Annotated in this window: 18 protein-coding genes; 7 read left to right on the top strand and 11 right to left on the bottom strand. The window is 69.7% G+C overall.

Features of this window, described 5'->3' with window-relative positions:
* Nucleotides 1-3 precede the first annotated feature (3 nt).
* From F1734_RS24045 to F1734_RS24065, 5 genes are all read right to left on the bottom strand, one after another.
* Entirely contained in the window at nt 4-255 is a 252-nt protein-coding gene (locus F1734_RS24045; RefSeq protein WP_010593678.1) for a hypothetical protein, read from the bottom strand.
* A complete protein-coding gene (locus tag F1734_RS24050; protein WP_010593679.1) occupies nt 252-458 on the bottom strand; it encodes a YgaP family membrane protein in 207 nt (68 codons plus the stop codon). The genes F1734_RS24045 and F1734_RS24050 overlap by 4 nt, the downstream gene beginning before the upstream one ends.
* 171 nt (nt 459-629) lie before the next feature.
* The gene (locus tag F1734_RS24055) at nt 630-1,079 is read right to left on the bottom strand and encodes a hypothetical protein (RefSeq protein WP_010593680.1); all 450 of its coding nucleotides are present in this window, start codon (nt 1,077-1,079) and stop codon (nt 630-632) included.
* Nucleotides 1,080-1,109: 30 nt separating this feature from the next.
* The gene (locus tag F1734_RS24060) at nt 1,110-2,639 is read right to left on the bottom strand and encodes a multicopper oxidase family protein (RefSeq protein ID WP_010593681.1); all 1,530 of its coding nucleotides are present in this window, start codon (nt 2,637-2,639) and stop codon (nt 1,110-1,112) included.
* Between the two features lie 57 nt (nt 2,640-2,696).
* Entirely contained in the window at nt 2,697-2,927 is a 231-nt protein-coding gene (locus F1734_RS24065; protein ID WP_010593682.1) for an SHOCT domain-containing protein, read from the bottom strand.
* Nucleotides 2,928-3,132: 205 nt separating this feature from the next.
* On the opposite strand from F1734_RS24065, the gene F1734_RS24070 reads away from it, so the two are divergent.
* Genes F1734_RS24070 through F1734_RS24080 form a run of 3 tightly spaced genes read left to right on the top strand, consistent with a single transcriptional unit; the run spans nt 3,133 to nt 5,371 of the window.
* Nucleotides 3,133-3,834, top strand: coding sequence for a response regulator transcription factor (locus F1734_RS24070; protein ID WP_026137774.1), 702 nt, complete (start codon nt 3,133-3,135; stop codon nt 3,832-3,834).
* Entirely contained in the window at nt 3,831-5,045 is a 1,215-nt protein-coding gene (locus F1734_RS24075; protein ID WP_010593684.1) for a sensor histidine kinase, read from the top strand. Before F1734_RS24070 ends, F1734_RS24075 begins: the two co-directional genes overlap by 4 nt.
* Complete coding sequence (locus F1734_RS24080; protein ID WP_010593685.1) at nt 5,042-5,371, top strand: cupin domain-containing protein; 330 nt, start codon at nt 5,042-5,044, stop codon at nt 5,369-5,371. Before F1734_RS24075 ends, F1734_RS24080 begins: the two co-directional genes overlap by 4 nt.
* 13 nt (nt 5,372-5,384) lie before the next feature.
* On the opposite strand, the gene F1734_RS24085 is transcribed toward F1734_RS24080, so the two are convergent.
* The 3 genes from F1734_RS24085 to F1734_RS24095 all read right to left on the bottom strand — a co-directional run bounded on the left by F1734_RS24085 (nt 5,385) and on the right by F1734_RS24095 (nt 8,736).
* Entirely contained in the window at nt 5,385-6,929 is a 1,545-nt protein-coding gene (locus tag F1734_RS24085) for an ABC transporter permease (protein ID WP_010593686.1), read from the bottom strand.
* Nucleotides 6,926-7,618 (bottom strand): ATP-binding cassette domain-containing protein, encoded by a 693-nt coding sequence (locus tag F1734_RS24090; protein WP_228287123.1) that lies wholly within the window; start codon nt 7,616-7,618, stop codon nt 6,926-6,928. Before F1734_RS24090 ends, F1734_RS24085 begins: the two co-directional genes overlap by 4 nt.
* A gap of 221 nt (nt 7,619-7,839) precedes the next feature.
* Nucleotides 7,840-8,736 (bottom strand): helix-turn-helix transcriptional regulator, encoded by an 897-nt coding sequence (locus tag F1734_RS24095; RefSeq protein WP_203011967.1) that lies wholly within the window; start codon nt 8,734-8,736, stop codon nt 7,840-7,842.
* A gap of 149 nt (nt 8,737-8,885) precedes the next feature.
* Here F1734_RS24095 and F1734_RS24100 point away from each other — a divergent pair, with 149 nt between their 5' ends.
* The 4 genes from F1734_RS24100 (at nt 8,886) to F1734_RS24115 (ending at nt 13,564) form a co-directional block, all read left to right on the top strand.
* Nucleotides 8,886-10,529, top strand: coding sequence for an acyl--CoA ligase family protein (locus tag F1734_RS24100; RefSeq protein ID WP_203011155.1), 1,644 nt, complete (start codon nt 8,886-8,888; stop codon nt 10,527-10,529).
* Nucleotides 10,530-10,601: 72 nt separating this feature from the next.
* Nucleotides 10,602-11,339 (top strand): TetR family transcriptional regulator, encoded by a 738-nt coding sequence (locus F1734_RS24105; protein WP_203011156.1) that lies wholly within the window; start codon nt 10,602-10,604, stop codon nt 11,337-11,339.
* A gap of 158 nt (nt 11,340-11,497) precedes the next feature.
* Nucleotides 11,498-12,655: an acyl-CoA dehydrogenase gene (locus F1734_RS24110; protein WP_010593691.1), complete on the top strand. Its 1,158-nt coding sequence runs from the start codon at nt 11,498-11,500 to the stop codon at nt 12,653-12,655.
* A 60-nt stretch (nt 12,656-12,715) separates the two neighbouring features.
* Nucleotides 12,716-13,564: a 3-hydroxybutyryl-CoA dehydrogenase gene (locus tag F1734_RS24115; RefSeq protein WP_010593692.1), complete on the top strand. Its 849-nt coding sequence runs from the start codon at nt 12,716-12,718 to the stop codon at nt 13,562-13,564.
* Between the two features lie 133 nt (nt 13,565-13,697).
* Here the strand turns inward: F1734_RS24115 and F1734_RS24120 are convergent, their stop codons facing one another.
* The 3 genes from F1734_RS24120 to F1734_RS24130 are packed head-to-tail and all read right to left on the bottom strand — an operon-like array spanning nt 13,698 to nt 16,647.
* Entirely contained in the window at nt 13,698-14,303 is a 606-nt protein-coding gene (locus F1734_RS24120; protein WP_203011157.1) for a GTP pyrophosphokinase, read from the bottom strand.
* Complete coding sequence (locus F1734_RS24125) at nt 14,275-15,609, bottom strand: MFS transporter (RefSeq protein WP_017680814.1); 1,335 nt, start codon at nt 15,607-15,609, stop codon at nt 14,275-14,277. Before F1734_RS24125 ends, F1734_RS24120 begins: the two co-directional genes overlap by 29 nt.
* Before the next feature lie 42 nt (nt 15,610-15,651).
* The gene (locus tag F1734_RS24130) at nt 15,652-16,647 is read right to left on the bottom strand and encodes an aldo/keto reductase (protein WP_017680815.1); all 996 of its coding nucleotides are present in this window, start codon (nt 16,645-16,647) and stop codon (nt 15,652-15,654) included.
* Nucleotides 16,648-16,693: the final 46 nt, after the last annotated feature.

Here is a 16,693-nt window from a genome sequence, read left to right on the forward strand (position 1 = left end):
CGGTCAATGGCGGTGACTGCCGGCTGAGGCCATCATCATCGCCATCATCGCCACGCAGACGACCGCGAACACGAGCCCGCCGACGCTCACATTTCCGGTCACTACCAGCACCCCGGCAATGATCAACATCGGTACGCAGCAGACGAGCATCATCCAGCGGTGACGGATCCGTCCCCCGGTGCCCGCCGGTTCCGTCGGGGGGTCGGAGGCCACCGATTCCCTGGGACGCCAGTCGTGTGCGTTCGTCTCGTTCATCGCGATTCCGTCCTCGACGACGTCGGCACGCAGCTGAACTCGTGGTACAGCGGCCAGTGTCCGATCGCTGCGGTGACCGGCAGGTCCACCCCGGCCGCCGGCGGCAGCACCGCCGGCACGACGGTCCATCCGGTGGCGCCGCCGAGGAACATCCGCCCCACGCGTTCGACTCCGGTGATGTTCACTCCCGGCGCGTCGACCATCTCGCCTCCTCGGATCGGCGATGTGCGGGTGGAAGTACCATGCCCACCGATGACTCTTCCGGTCCCGGTACGTGTTTCGGCTGGCGGTTCCGTGAAGATCGGTTGAAGATTCGGAGGTGGGCATCGCAGGTGGCCCGGACCCGTACCGGCCGATCCTGCGGTGCCAGTTGCTCAACCGCCGTGGTGTTCGCCGTGGTCGGCCGGAACGGTGGAGGTCGGCACCGGACTCGGTCCCGGCGCCGGATCGGGATCCGAGCGGCCGGTCAGGGCCGGTCCGATCACGAACGCCGACAACGCGAACATCACCGCGAACACCACCAGGGCGATCGTTGGGGCCTTCCAGGTGGCGAACCGCCGATACAGTCGGCGCAGCAACGGAATCGAGAGCACCACCCCGAGGGCGAAGAACAACAGGTTGCCCCCGGCTCCGGTGACCAGCGCGGCGCCGGCGATCAGGCCCACGTGATGCAGCACGTGCGGCACGAGCCCCATCACCGCGCCGAGGGTCGCGGACACGGCGTTCCAGGCTGCGGCCAGCGGACGCTTGTGTGACGGCAGGGCCGCCGAGGGGATACTCGTGGCTTCGGCGGTGCCGGGACGGTCACCGGGAGGAGTTGTCATACGCAGGCTCCGTTGTCTCCAGGCGCTTCTTCAGGCGCGGTAGGACAGGGTCGTCATCATCCCGGCTTCCTGGTGGTAGGCGTTGTGGCAGTGCAGGGCCCACTGGCCGGGGTTGTCGGCGTCGAACTCGATCTCCACGGTCTGCATCGGGCGCACCGTCACGGTGTCCTTGCGGGCTCCGCCGTCGACCAGGGCGAAGGTGTGGCCGTGCAGGTGCATCGGATGGAACATGTCGGACATGTTCCGCAGCCGCATCCGCACCCGTTGTCCCTCGGCGACGGTCAGCGGCGCGGCGTCGGGGAAGGTGGCGCCGTTGAGCATCCACCGGTACGGCATCATCGTGCCGCCCATGTCGACGCTCAGGTAGTTGTCGTGGGAGCGTCGGGGCAGGCGAACCTGCTCGGCCGGGGACAGGTCGGTACCGAGCAGCACCAGTCGATCCAGCTCGTCGGGCCGGGTATCGGTGGTGGCTGTCCCGGCGGCGGTGCGCACAACGGCCACCGCATGACCGGGTTTGCCTTCGGCGTCGGCGAAGAGCGGGAACACCCCGTCGGCGAGGGTGACCAGCACATCCAACCGTTCGCCCATGCCGAGCAACACCGCGTCGGTGTCGACCGGTGTCACAGGAAAGGCGTCGCTGTGGGTGACGGTCATCGCATGTCCGCCGAGCCCGACGCGAAAGGCGGTGTCCGAGGCGGCATTGACCAGCCGGATCCGCACCCGCTGTCCCGGCGCGGCGGTCAAGGTCACCGGGTCGACAGGGGTGCGGCCGTTGAGCAGGTAGTACGGGTAGTTCACATCGCCGGCGCCGCCGAGCAGGTCCGAGCGCATGCTCTCTGCACCCATCATCGAGCCCATGTCGCCCATCGCGCCGTGGTCCATCATCGAGCCCATCCCACCCGTGCGGGGGGCGGGCCGGCCGGGGGCCGGCATGCCGAGCTCGCGGGCGACATCCTCGGGGGTTCGACCGGTGCCGTCGACCCAGTCGTCGAGCACGACGACCCATTCGTCGTCGTAACCGCCTGGCTCGGCCGGATCGTCGATCACCACCACTCCGTACAGTCCGCGGTCGAGTTGCAGCCCGCTGTGCGAGTGGTAGAAGTAGGTGCCTGGGTGCGGGGCGGTGAATTCGTACGTGAACGACTCCCCGGCCGTGATGGGCTGCTGCGTGAGTCCCGGGACCCCGTCCATGTCGTTGCTCATCGCGATGCCGTGGAAGTGGATGCTGGTGTCGACGTCGAGCCGATTGTCGACCTGCACTCGCAGCAGATCTCCGGCTCCGGCTCGCAGCAGCGGACCGGGCAACGAGTCACCGTATCCCCAGGTCGACACCACCGCACCGCCGAGTTCGACCTGCACCGGCCGCGCTGTCACCTGCGCGGCGACCACCGTCTGCCCTGCGGTACGGCGCTGGGCCTCGAGCCGGCGCACCACCTCGGCACTCGGCCCGACCGGATCTCCCGCCACACCGGGGCGGGCGCAGCCGGTCAGCCCACCGAGGGCCATCGCCCCGGCGGCTGCGGACGCACCGAGCAGAAACGAACGGCGGGACATCTGCATCACACGATCTCCTGGATCGACTGGCGACGACAACGCACGACACGGGGTCGGCGCCACTCACGGTTGGGGACGCAGGGCCCGACGCCGGGCCCGGTACTCCTCGGCGTCGATCTCGCCCCGGGCGAACCGGTCGTCGAGGACGCGCAGTGGATCCCCCGATGTCGGGCGCGGTGGCTTACCGGTGCGGAACACTGCGGCGATGCCGAAGACCACCAGGGCCCAGAAACCGATCATCACCAGCCCCATGACCATCCAGCCGGCCCAGCCCATCGCACCCGTACCCCACATCACGGCTGCTCCCTTCTCGAAAGTCTCGCATCCGAGTCTGGGTGCGTTACCCGACGCCGGGGGTGGGGGTTCGATGAAGGTTCGCTGAAGAACGTCGCCACCAGCCTGCTGCGACGGCCACGATAGGACCATGGCCTCCGGTTCCGATCAGCTCGTCCCTGTACCCGCCGCGACCGCACCGGGCCCCCCGACCGGTCTGCGGGCGCTGGTCGTCGAAGACGAAATGGCGCTGGCCACGGTGGTAGGCACCTACCTCGAACGCGCCGGCTTCGAGATCACGCTCGTACACGACGGGCTCGCTGCCGTCGAGCGTGCCCGCCAGGTCGATCCGGATGTCGTGGTGCTCGATCTGGGGTTGCCGCGTCTGGACGGGATCGAGGTGTGCCGGCAGCTGCGCACGTTCTCCGATGCCTATGTCGTGATGCTCACCGCCCGCGCCGACGAGATCGACACCCTCGTGGGGCTCTCGGTCGGCGCCGACGACTACATGACCAAACCCTTCAGCCCCCGCGAACTCATCGCCCGCATCCAGGCAATGCTGCGTCGCCCCCGGCCCTCGACCGGCGACAGCATTGCGTCTGCGTCGTCCGGCGCCGACACCGGCCGCCGTACCTTCGGATCATTGACCCTCGATGCCGCCGGACGCGAGGTGTGGGTCGACGGCGTCCCGATCGCATTGACCCGCACCGAATTCGACATCCTCGCTGCGCTGTCGGCGCACCCCCACGTCGTGTTCACCCGGGCGCAGCTCATCACCGCGGTGTGGGGGCCGAGCTGGGTCGGTGACGAACACCTGGTCGACGTGCACATCGGGCATCTGCGTCGCAAGCTCGGTGACGACGCCACCCGCGGGGTGTTCGTCCGCACCGTGCGTGGGGTCGGATACCGCATGGGAGCCGGGCAATGACGACCCCACCCGCGGCCGCAGGACGGAGGTCCGGGCGTCGCAGTGCAGGCTTCGGCAGCCGACTACTGGCCGCGCAAGCGATCGTCGTCGTCGGCGGCGCAATCAGCGCCTGGCTGGTGGCCGCCGCCGTCGCCCCGGGACTGTTCCACAATCACCTCCAGCAGGCCGGTATCGAGCACGTCTCGACCGAGGCGGCGCACGTCGAGGAGGCGTTCACTTCGGCGATGATCATCTCGTTGGCCATCGCGCTGGTGGTCTCGGCGCTGATGGCGCTGGCGGTGAGCTGGTATTTCACCCGCAGGGTGCAGCGCTCGGTCACCGGCGTGGCCACCTCGGCCACCGAGATCGCCGGCGGCCACTACGACGTGCGTCTGCCCGGCCCCGGTCTCGGCCACGAGTTCGACCAGCTCGCCGAAACATTCAACAAGCTCGCCGATCGGCTGGACTCGGTGGAAACCACCCGGCGGCGCATGCTCTCGGATCTCGCGCACGAGATGCGCACCCCGCTGGCCACACTCGATGCCCACATCGAGGCCCTCGAAGACGGCATCCGGGTTCCCGACGCCGAGACCCTCGCGGTCCTACGGTCGAGCACTGCCCGGCTCGGACGGCTTGCCGAGGACATGGGCGCCGTCTCCCGTGCCGAAGAAGGCCGGCTGTCCGTCACGCCCGCGCGCACCGACACCCGCTCCCTCGTCGACGCCGCCGTCCGCGTCGCCGCCGACCGCTACGCCGCCAAGGGCGTTGCGCTTGTCGAAGACGTCGAGCACCCCGACGCGGTCACGGCCGACCCGGATCGGATCGGGCAGGTGCTGGGCAATCTGCTCGACAACGCCCTGCGGCACACGCCGACCGGGGGCACGGTCACCCTCGCCGCCACCACCGTCGACAGCGACGTCGAGATCACCGTTACAGACACCGGCGACGGCATCGCCCCCGAACACCTGAGACACCTGTTCGACCGGTTCTACCGTGCCGACCCCTCCCGTCGCCGGCAAGAAGGGGGCAGCGGCATCGGGTTGACCATCGCCCGCGCCCTGGTCGAGGCCCACGGCGGTACGCTGACCGCCTCCAGCGGCGGACCCGGAACCGGCGCCCGATTCACCGTGCGCCTGCCCGCCACCGCCGCCGCAGGTGCCCGCAGCACCGCGCGCACCATCCCTGCCCGCGGTACCGCGCAGGCCGGCACCAGCGGACGGGGGCGGCGATGAGGAAGCTCTCGCTCGACGCGCTCGCCCGGCACCTGGCCGCGCATGCCGCCACCGCATCCAGCGGTCGAAGTGCCGAAACCGTTTACGGTGGGCACGACCATGTGCTGCGGCAGACTCTGATGGTGTTGCAGGCCGGGCAGTCCACGGCCGAGCACGTCGGTCCCGGTGAGGCAACGGTGTACATCCTGCGCGGGCGGTTGCGGGTCGTCGCCGACCAGGCGAGCTGGGACGGGCGCGGCGGGGACCTGATCGCCCTGCCCCGCACCCGGCACCGGATCGACGCCGTCGCCGACACGGTCGCGCTGCTCACCGTTGCCAGCTACTGACCTGCCGGGTGGTTCAGAGCCCGGCGCCGGGCCGCGGTGTGCTTGCCGGGGCCCGGCGGAACAACCAGGCCGCCACCGCGGTGAGCCCGACCAGCCACCCCAACGCGGCCAGCAGCGGGCCGGCGGTGTCGAAGCTGTCGGTCAGCCCGCCGTCGAGGATCATCCGGGTCGCGCCGTAGCCGGGCAGCAGCTGCGCCCACTGCGGCGGCTGCGGACGAAGCATCGGACTCTGCCCGATCCCCAGATCCAGGAAGGGCACCAAGAACGCGATGAACACGCCGCCGACCCGCCCGAACAGCGGCCCGAGGCACACGCCCACCAGCCCGTAGGTCCATGCCAGCAGTAGATTCCCGGCCGCGTACAGGCCCCACTGACGGGCATCGAACACCGCGGCGGTGACCAGCAACGACGAGGCGGTCACCACCATCGCCGCCACCGCGATCACCGTCAACCGGACCGCCAGCAGCACCCCGGCGCCGAAGCCGGCCAGCGACAGTCGCCGATCACCGCTGCGCGCATCGAGCACCACGAACAACCCGGCCAGCGCCGACAGCGACGCAATCGCGATCGGAGTCATGGTCCCGGCATGCACGTCCGGCAGCCAGAACACCTCCGTCACCGCCTGTCCGTCCTCGACCAGGGAGAACATTCCGAACTCGGGGACGGTCATCGCCTTCGACAAGGCGATGAACACGATCGGCACCACCACCAGCAGCACCCACAGCACCGGATTGCGGCGCCAGTCCCGCAATCCCATGGTCAGACCGACCGAGAACCGGTCCGCCCGCCCACCCCGGCCGGTGCGCTTGCGGTGCCCGTGCAATCCCCCGACGGTGGCGGTGACCACCATCGCCCCGAGCAGCAGCGCCCCGGCCATCCACACCAGTGCCCATCCCAGGTCCCCGACCTTCCCGCCGTGTCGGGAAGGCACATCCACCATCCACAGCGTCACGAAGTGGGTGGGAAATCCGCGGGTGGCCACCCGCTGCGCCGAGCCGATCGCCGGCCCGAAGAACACGTCGACGATCCAAACGAACAGGATCAGCACGGTGCCGTTGACCGGGTTGCGCACCAGTGCCCCGACCATCGCCCCGATGGCCAGATAGATCACCGCGAACATCATCGTGCCCACCGTCACCCGCACCGGAGCATCGATTCCGACCCGCACCGCCAGCGCCAGCAACGCCACCGCCGAGACCAGCACCGCCAACACCACTCCGGTACCGAGCCGGGCCAGCACCAGCCGCCGTGCCGTCAGGCCCGCCGACACCAGTCGACGGTCCGCCGCGCGGGCGGCATTGATCTGGAAGTACATCGCGATCCCGGCCAGGAAACCCGCCGCCCACCCGGCCGTCGCCGTTTCCACCGCCGGGCCGCTCGCACCCCCGAGCAGCCGGGCCGCATCGGCCATCGCGCCGGCCGCAACGATCACGAACACCACCGGCACAACCACCAGCACCAGCAGATTCACCGGGTTGCGGGCGTAGTCGGCCAGGAACCGGCCGCTCAGCGCCCGGACATCGTCGACCGCGGACCGCGCGGTGGGGGTGAGGATCATCGCGGCACCGTCCGCCCCTCCCGCAGATCGACGATGCGATCGAACCGTTGCTCGTCCGCCACGAAATGACTGATGATCAGCACCGAGCGACCCGCCTGCTGACGCTGCGCCACGATCTCCCAGAACCGCAGATAGGTGTCCCAGTCGAACCCGGCATACGGCTCGTCCAGCAACAACACCTCCGGATCGGCCAGCAGCGCCAGCCCCAGGTTCAGTTTCGCCAGCGTCCCGCCGGACAACCGGTCGGCACGGGTACCGGCGTAGCGGTCGAACCCCAACGCGGTGTACAGGCGGCCGCGGGAGAGGTGCGCGGCCTCCGGACTCATCCGGTACGCCCGTCCGAACAACTCGAAGTGCTCGTCGCAGGTGAGCCGGTCGTAGACCACCGGCTGCTGCGGGCAATAGCCCAGTCGCCGCGGACGACGCACACTGCCGGCATCGGCCCGCAGATCCCCGACGAGAATCTTCATCAGCGTCGATTTGCCCGAGCCGTTCTCCCCCACCAACCCCACCACCTCGCCGGGGTGCAACTCCAGTTCCGCCCCGCGCAGCACCGCGGTGCGGTGCCGCCGCGGCCACCAGCCACGACCGAAACTCTTCTCGACCCCCTCTGCCGTCAGCAGCGGGGCCTGGGTCGAACCACCCGATCCACCTACGGATTCCGCAGAACCAGCTTCGGGTGCAGACATCTCTCACCTCGGAGGCATGCGCGCGCCACCGGCGCCTTCTCCGACCGCGGTTGCGGCGGGTTCACCCACCGTAGGTGTCCACTTCTGTAGTCGGGCACGAAATCCCGTGAAGATCTGTTGAAGAAGCTCATCCGATACCGGTGCTGCCCACCGCTACCGGCTGGCGCCGAGCCGGGAATCCGACTCGGTCCGCTACGCAGGTGGGCTGCGACAAAGCTTCGCTAGGGCAGCAGGCCCTGCCGACGGGCCTCGACGACCGCCTCGTGCCGGCTGCCCACCTCGAGCTTGCCCATCAGGTTGCGCATGTAGCTCTTGACGGTCTCCACACTCAGCGCCAGCCGCTCGGCGATCTCGGCGTTGCGGCACCCGAGCGCCACGTACGCCAGCACATCCCGCTCCCGCGCCGACAGCCGCACCGCCGGTGCCGCATTGCCGCCGGTCAGTGTCCGCAGCTTCTCCTCGACCTCACGCAGGCGCGCTTCGATCGCCGGGTCGGACGTCTGTGCCGCGATCTCCCGCAGGGCCAGGTAGCTCTCGGTGATGCCCTCCGACACCGCCGCGGACACGGCCGGCGGGGCGGCGGCACGGGCGTTGTCGATGAGAGCGACCCGCCGGTCCACCTCGTCGCGGATCTCGATCTCGCGGGCGAGGGTGCGGGCCGAGCGCAGCACCTGCTCGACGACGACGTCGCCGATGGGCAGGTTGGTGCGCAGGCCGCCGTACAGGGCGGCGCGGGTGCGGCGGCGCACCACCACCGGCACGGCGAGCAGCGACTCGATGCCCTCCCCCGCGACCTCGCGGTCGTACTCGTGGGAGATCTGGCGGGAGTTGAAGTAGTCCGACACCGCGCCGGGCCGCTGCTCGGCGACCACCTTGCCGCCGAGCCCGCACTCGGAGCTGATCACCAGGTCGCGGAGGATGCCGCTGCGCGTGCCGACGAACCCGGACAGGAGCATGTCCCCGCCGTGCACGGTGCCGCCGAACAGCACGGGCATCCCCGTGGAGGTCTGCAGCCGGCGCAGCTCGGCGCGCAGCGCGTCCTCGTCGCTCGGCCGCAGCTGCGCGTGCCGGCCCGGTCGCGTCGGCGCAGCAGTCGACGTCCCGAGCTTCTCCGACACAGAACTCACCGGAACCACCTCCGAGACCACGAATACCCACTTCGGAGGGTAGCGGGGGATCTCCCGTGACCCATAACCTCCACCCGTTCCGGTGTTGCAGCGATCACAATGGCGTACACCGACCGAGTGCCGAAGTTCCGGAGGTATCCGTGTCCACCCCGTCGTCCACCCTCACGTCCAGCTCCGCCGCCCGAACGGCGAACCACACCCCGCTCAGCCCGCTGCGGTTCCTCGAACGGTCGTCGTCCGTGTTCCCGGATCGCACCGCGATCATCCACGGCGACCGCCGCTACACGTACGCACAGTTCGCCGACGAGGCACAGCGCTTCGCACGGGTTCTGCGCAGCCGCATCCAGCCCGGCGACCGGGTGGCGTTCCTGGCGCCGAACGTGCCGGAACTTCTCATCGCGCACTTCGCGGTGCCGCTCGCCGGTGGCGTGCTCATCGCGCTGAACTCCCGGCTGGCCGGACCCGAGCTCGAGTACATCCTCGGTCACGCCGAAGCGTCGCTGCTGTTCGTCGACTCGGAGTTCGTCGGCTCGGTCGCGGGCGTCGCGGACAGCGTGCCGTCGCTGACCGAGGTCGTGGAGGTGCCGGATTCGACGGTTCCGTACCCGGACGTTCCGGCCGGGATCGTCACCGCCCGGTACGACGAGTTCCTCGCCGCCGCCGACGGCCTCGACGACACCCCGCTGCACTGGGGCGTCGACGACGAGGAACAGGTCATCACCCTGAACTACACGTCGGGCACCACCGGCAAGCCGAAGGGCGTGATGTACACGCATCGCGGCGCGTATCTCAATTCCTTCGGCGAGACGTTCCACAACGCGTTCGACGGGAAGACGCAGTACCTGTGGACCCTGCCGATGTTCCACTGCAACGGGTGGTGCACGCCGTGGGCGGTGACGGCGGCGGGCGGTACACACATCTGCCTGCGCGCCGTGCGGGCCGACGCCATCTGGGACGCAATCGACAACCTCGGGGTCACCAACCTGTGCGGCGCTCCGGCGGTGTGCTCGACCATCGCCGAAGCCCCGCAGGCCCACCGGTTGGACCGGCCGCTGCGGATCACCACGGCGGGCGCGCCGCCGTCGCCGACGGTGATCGCACAGCTCGAGAAGATCGGTGTGACCGTGGTGCACGTGTACGGCCTGACCGAGGTCTACGGGCCGTACACGATCTGCGAGTACCAGGACTCGTGGGACGACAAGCCCGCCGAGGAACGCGCGGCGCTGCTGTCGCGTCAGGGCGTGGGCATGCTGCAGGCGGAGAACGCGCGGGTCGTCGACGCGAACATGAACGACGTGCCCGCCGACGGGCAGACGATGGGCGAGATCGTGCTGCGTGGCAACAACGTCATGGCGGGCTACTTCAAGGATCCGGAAGCCACGACGAAGGCGTTCGAGGGCGGCTGGTTCCACACCGGCGACCTGGGCGTGATGTACCCGGACGGCTACATCCAGCTCAAGGACCGCGCGAAGGACATCATCATCTCCGGGGGCGAGAACATCTCCACCGTGGAGGTCGAGCAGGCCATCGTGAGCCACCCGGCCGTGCTGGACGTCGCGGTGGTGGGCGTGCCCGACGAGAAGTGGGGCGAGCGGCCCAAGGCGTTCGTGATCCTGAAGAAGGACGAGACCGTCACGGCCGAGGAACTCATCTCCTACACCCGCACGTTGCTCGCCGGGTACAAGGTGCCGCGGGAGATCGTGTTCCCGCTGGACCTGCCGCGCACGCCGACCGGCAAGATCCTCAAGTTCGAGCTGCGGGCCGCGCACTCGCCGCAGGCCTGAGGCCGGCCGCGCCGCAAGGATCGGCGGCGCGGCCGTTTCGACTTCGATGCGGCGGATTGGATACTGACAACCATGGCACTCGGTCCCGACTCCACCCGCCGCATCGACGCGACCGGCCCCGATCCCGCCCAGTTCCGGGTGCACGTGGTGACGCAGGCGATCCGCCTGTTCTCCGAGTACGGCTACGAGTCGACCACCGTCGAGCAGATCGCGTCGGCCGCGGGGGTCTCGCGCCGGACCTTCTTCCGGCAGTTCCGCTCGAAGGAGGACGTGATCTTCGCCGATCACGAGTCGCTGCTCGAGCAGGTCGCGCGGTACCTGTCGGGGCATTTCGCGGATCCGTGGGCGGCCACCGCCGAGGCCGCGGAGCTGGTGTTCGGGCACTTCCGGGACAAGCGGGAGCTTGCGGTGTGGCGGTACCGGGTGGTGCAGCGGGTGCCCGCGCTGCGTGAGCGGGAGCTGGTCACGACGTACCGCTACGAGCGGCTGTTCACCGACTACCTGCGTTCCGCCGTGCCGTCGGAGTCGGGGGTGCGGATCGTCAGCTTCGCGGCCGCGATGACCGCGACGCACAACTTCCTGCTGCGCGCGATGATCCGCGGCGACGAGTCCGCGACGGCGGAGGAACTGCGCCGCGCGCTGCTCGAGGTGCGACGGTCGTTCGGTGTCGCACCGGGACAGGGCGGGGCCCCCGAGGCCACGCCCGCCACCGGCGAGCGGGCGATCACGGTCGTCACCTATCCGCCGGGTACCCCGCCTGCGGAGGTCGCCCGCCGGGTGCAGGCGCAGCTCGAGGGGACACCGGACTGACGTCGCGGGGGACAACCGACCAGCACAGCCATTGACTTGGCACTGAGTGCCGTGCTTCACTTGATGCAATTTCATGACGTCGCGCGCCCTACGTCCGCTAGGGTGAAGGCGACACCAACTCAGATACTGGCACTGCGTGCCGATAGGAGTCCGCCGTCATGGCCTTCAACCCGGAGTTCGGTCTGTTCAAGCTGAACGAGGAGCACGACGAGCTTCGCGCCGCGATCCGCGCGCTGGCCGAGAAGGAGATCGCGCCCTTCGCCAAGGACGTCGACGAGAACTCCCGCTTCCCGCAGGAGGCGCTCGACGCCCTCAACAAGTCCGGCCTGAACGCGATCCACGTCCCCACGGAGTACGGCGGCGACGGCGCCGACTCCGTCGCCACCTGCATCGTCATCGAGGAGGTCGCGCGCGTCTGCGGTTCGTCCTCGCTGATCCCGGCCGTGAACAAGCTCGGCACCATGGGCCTGATCCTGTCCGGCTCCGAGGAGCTCAAGCAGAAGGTCCTGCCCGACCTGGTCAAGGGCGAGATGGCGTCGTACGCGCTGTCCGAGCGGGAGGCCGGCTCCGACGCCGCGGGCATGCGTACCCGTGCCAAGGCCGACGGCGACGACTGGATCCTCAACGGCTCGAAGTGCTGGATCACCAACGGCGGCAAGTCCAGCTGGTACACCGTCATGGCCGTGACCGACCCCGACAAGGGCGCCAACGGCATCTCCGCCTTCATGGTCCACAAGGACGACGAGGGCTTCGTGGTCGGTCCCAAGGAGAAGAAGCTCGGCATCAAGGGCTCCCCGACCGCCGAGCTGTACTTCGAGAACTGCCGCATCCCCGGCGACCGCATCATCGGCGAGCCCGGCACCGGCTTCAAGACCGCCCTCGCCACGCTGGACCACACCCGGCCCACCATCGGTGCGCAGGCCGTGGGCCTGGCCCAGGGCGCGCTCGACGCGGCGATCGCCTACACCAAGGACCGCAAGCAGTTCGGCAAGCCGATCTCCGACTTCCAGGGCGTGCAGTTCATGCTCGCCGACATGGCCATGAAGGTCGAGGCCGCACGCCTGATGGTGTACACCTCGGCGGCACGCGCCGAGCGCGGCGAGCCGAACCTCGGCTTCATCTCCTCCGCCGCCAAGTGCTTCGCGTCCGACGTCGCGATGGAGGTCACCACCGACGCCGTGCAGTTGTTCGGCGGCGCCGGATACACCACCGACTTCCCGGTCGAGCGCATGATGCGCGACGCCAAGATCACCCAGATCTACGAGGGCACCAACCAGATCCAGCGGGTCGTCATGTCCCGCGCGCTGCTGCGCTGACCCCGCGGCAGTAAGTTCACCCTGGTCCAACCTTCGTAACGAGGAGAATCCCCCGTGGCAGTGGAATTGATCGGCGTGGTCGGTGGCGGCACGATGGGTGCCGGCATCGCCGAGGTGTGCGCCAAGGCCGGCAGCGACGTCATCGTGCTCGAGACCAGCGAGGAATTCGCCGAGGCGGCACGCAAGCGTGTCGCCGGCTCGATCGGCAAGGGCGTCGCCCGCGGCAAGATCACGCAGGAGGAGGCCGACGCCGCCGTCGCGCGGGTCCGCGTCACCACCGACGTCACCGATCTCGCCGACCGTGATCTCGTCATCGAGGCGGCGCCCGAGATCGAGTCGCTCAAGGTCGACATCTTCACCAAGCTCGACGCGGTCGTGAAGCCGTCCGGCATCCTGGCGACCAACACCTCGTCGCTGCCGGTGATCAAGATGGCCCAGGCGACGTCGCGTCCGGGTCAGGTCGTGGGTGTGCACTTCTTCAACCCGGTGCCGGTGATGCCGCTGGTGGAGATCATCTCGGCGCTGACCACCGAGGAGGAGACGGCGAACGCCGTCTTCGACTACGTCAAGAACACCCTCGGCAAGACGACGGTCCGCGCCGGCGACCGCGCGGGCTTCATCGTCAACGCGCTGCTGATCCCGTACCTGACCTCCGCCGTGCGGATGCTCGAGTCGGGCTATGCGACGAAGGAAGACATCGACGCCGCGATGAAGGGCGGCTGCGGCTACCCGATGGGTCCGCTCACCCTCATCGACACCGTCGGCCTCGACGTCACGCTCAACGCCGCCCAGTCGCTGTACGACGAGTTCGCCGAGCCGCACTACGCGCCGCCGGCGCTGCTGCGCCGCATGGTCGACGCCGGCCGTCTCGGCCGCAAGACCGGCCAGGGCTTCTACAGCTACAACTGAGCCTCACACCGCGGACCCCCGTCGAGTTCTCGGCGGGGGTCCGTGCCGTCGTCGTCCCCGCGCGGGGTGGTGCTGTATGCGCCCGTAAATGCCCGCGCGACAAGGTTTTGCGCGCGCAAGTGCACGGCCGGGCCTAGGCCGGCGGCGCCTCCTGCTGCGACCCGGCGATGCGGTCCTCCATGCGCCGGTGCAGGGCGCCGATCCGCGAGTCGAGGTCGCGGGCACGCTCGGCTGCCGCGCCCAGCTCGTCGAGCATCTCCGGAGGCAGGTGATCGGCGAATCCGGTGCGCAGCCGGGTCGCCACGAACTCCCACGATTCCATGATCCCGGTGCGGATCTGCACTTCGACGCGCACCGCGCGCACGCCGTCCGACCGTGCCACCGGAACCTCCACGACGAGGCACAGACCCCGGTATCCGTCGGGACCCGCGCGTCTGATGTAGTCCCGCGCCTCCACCACCCGCACGTCCCGCCGGACGGCGAGCAGATCCCGCAGCCGGTACACGTCGGCGTTCACTCCGCACGTGATGCGGATTCCGGCGAGCCCGGCCGACGGCGCGGCAGCGGCTGTCCACGACTCGACGTGTTCGACGGGGTCGTAGCCGTGACGATCGACGAACTCGTCCCGCACGATTCCGACCTTGGTCCGCAAGTCCTCCAGGGCGAACCCGCCGGACCTGCCGACACCGGCCGGATCCCGTCGGGGGCTGTCAGTCCGCTCGGGTCCGATCCCCGTCATCGCCAGCCTCCTCGACGCGCGTCTGCGGATTCGCCGGCCCTGCGCGACGACCGTCGCGCAGCACCTGCCGCAACGTCCGCGGCGATACGCCCGCCTCGCGGCGAGCCTTGCCGCGGGTGACGAGCACCCCGACGATCGCCACGATCCACACGGGATACTGCGCCAGCCAGGCGACCCGGAACGCCTCGAAGGTGTAACCACCGAGACGCTGCAGGATCACCCCCATCGCCTGGATCACCAGCAGGGACGCCAGGAATCCGCCGATGTTGACCATGCCCTGGGCGGTGCCGAGCGCGGTGCTCGGGTTGAATGTCCGCGCATAGTCGAATCCGATCATAGACCCGGGCCCGCCGACCGAGATGATCACGATCAGCAGGACGAGCAGCCACATCGGGGCCGGCGCCGGCAACAGCAGCACGATCGTCCACATCACCGCGTTGCTCACCATGATCGACAGCACCAGCCACGAGCGGTGCAGCGGGAAGCGGCCGCTGAGGATCCCGAGCACCGGGCCGGCCGCGATCGCCGACACCACGGAGAGGGTGAGCAGCGAACCGGCGGCGGCCGCGGACAGTCCCTGCGCCGACTGGAGATACGGCATGCCCCACAACAACGCGAACGTGGTGATGGAGAACTGGGTCCCCATGTGGGTGAAGAACCCGAGCCGCGTCCCCGGCCGGCGCCACACCACCCCGAGCTGCCCGAGCACCTGCCGCATCCCCGCAGCCTGGGTCCGCACGACCACGCCGGGCGGTGCATCGCGCACCACGGCCACGGCGAGCACGCACGCGAGCACCCCCAGAGCGGCAGCGCTCGCGAAGGCCGCGCTCCACCCCGATCCGTTCAGGATCAGCACGAAGGGCAGCGCCGAGAGCACCTGCCCCAGTTGCCCGAGGATGCCCGTGAGCTGGGAGACCAGCGGCACCCGTCGCACGTCGAACCACACCGGCACCAGTCGGAGCACCGAGATGAACGTGAGCGCGTCGCCCGCGCCGACGAAGACTCGGGCCGCATAGGCGGCGGGCAGGGATTCGGTGAACGCCAGCACCAGCTGCGCCGACGCCATGATCGCCGCACCCGAGGCGATCATCACCCGCGAACCGAACCGGTCGAGCAACACCCCGGCCGGGATCTGCATGCTCGCGTACACCACGATCTGCAGGACCACGAATCCGGAGAGCACGGCCGGAGTGATGTCGAAACGTTCGGTGGCGGCGAGACCGGACACGCCGAACGACGTGCGATGCATGACGGCCACGACATAGGCGAAGACACCCACGCCCCACACCCACCACACCCGTTTCATGATGAAACGACCCTACGCGGCGAGGCGTCTACCCGCCGGTAGTCACTCCCGGCCCCACGACACCCAGGTCGGGTCCGCGGCCCGCCCGCCCACGACGGTGTCGGCGAGGGCGTCGAGCCGGACGAGCTGCTCGTCGGTGAGCCGCACGTCGAGTGCCCCGGCGTTCTCGGTGACGCGCGCGGCGTAGCGGCTGCCCGGGATCGCGATCGACGGCAACCCGAACTGCCGCGCCCTGGCGTCGAGCCACGCCAGCGCCACCTGGGCGACGGTCGCCTCCGCCTCGTCCGCGACCGCGCGCACCGCGGCGCGCACCTGCAGGTTGGCGGGCAGCGCCTCGGCGTCGAACCGGGGGAAACGCCGGCGCAGATCCCGGTCGCCGATCTGTCCGGCGTCGAAGTCGTCGGTGAGCAGACCCCGGCTGACCGGCGAGTACGGCACGAATCCGATGCCCAGCTCGGCGGCCGTCGGCACGACGTTCTTCTCGACGTCACGGGAGACGATGCTCCATTCGGACTGGATCGCGGCGATCGGGTGCACGGCGTGCGCGCGCCGCAACTCGTCGCCGGTGGCCTCGGACAGGCCGATGTGCCGGATCTTGCCCGCCTGCACCAGCTCGGCGAGGGCGCCGACGGTGTCCTCGATCGGGACGGTCGGGTCCACGCGGTGCAGGTAGTACAGGTCGACGCTGTCCACCCCGAGCCGGCTCAGGGACTCGTCGATCGCCCGCTTCGCGTATTCGGGGCGGCCGTCGATACCGCGGTTGCCGGTACCCAGCGCGCCGACCAGGCCGAATTTGGTGGCCACCTGCACCTCGTCGCCGCGATCCTTCAGCAGCTTCCCGACGACCCGCTCGCTGGTGCCGTCGCCGTAGACGTCGGCGGTGTCGACGAACGTGATGCCGAGATCGACCGCGTGATGCAGCGTGGCGAGGGCCTCGTCGAGGTCGACCGGGCCGTAGGCGGGCGAGACGGACATCGCGCCGTATCCCTGGGCACTGACGGTCAGGCCGGGCGCGAGGGCGACGGTGGGGACGGGCATGAATTCTCCAGTGCATGTCGGACGAGCGGGAGGCGCGCCGGGCGCG

Origin of the sequence: Rhodococcus ruber (genome assembly GCF_016804345.1) — a bacterium.
Taxonomy (GTDB): domain Bacteria; phylum Actinomycetota; class Actinomycetes; order Mycobacteriales; family Mycobacteriaceae; genus Rhodococcus; species Rhodococcus ruber.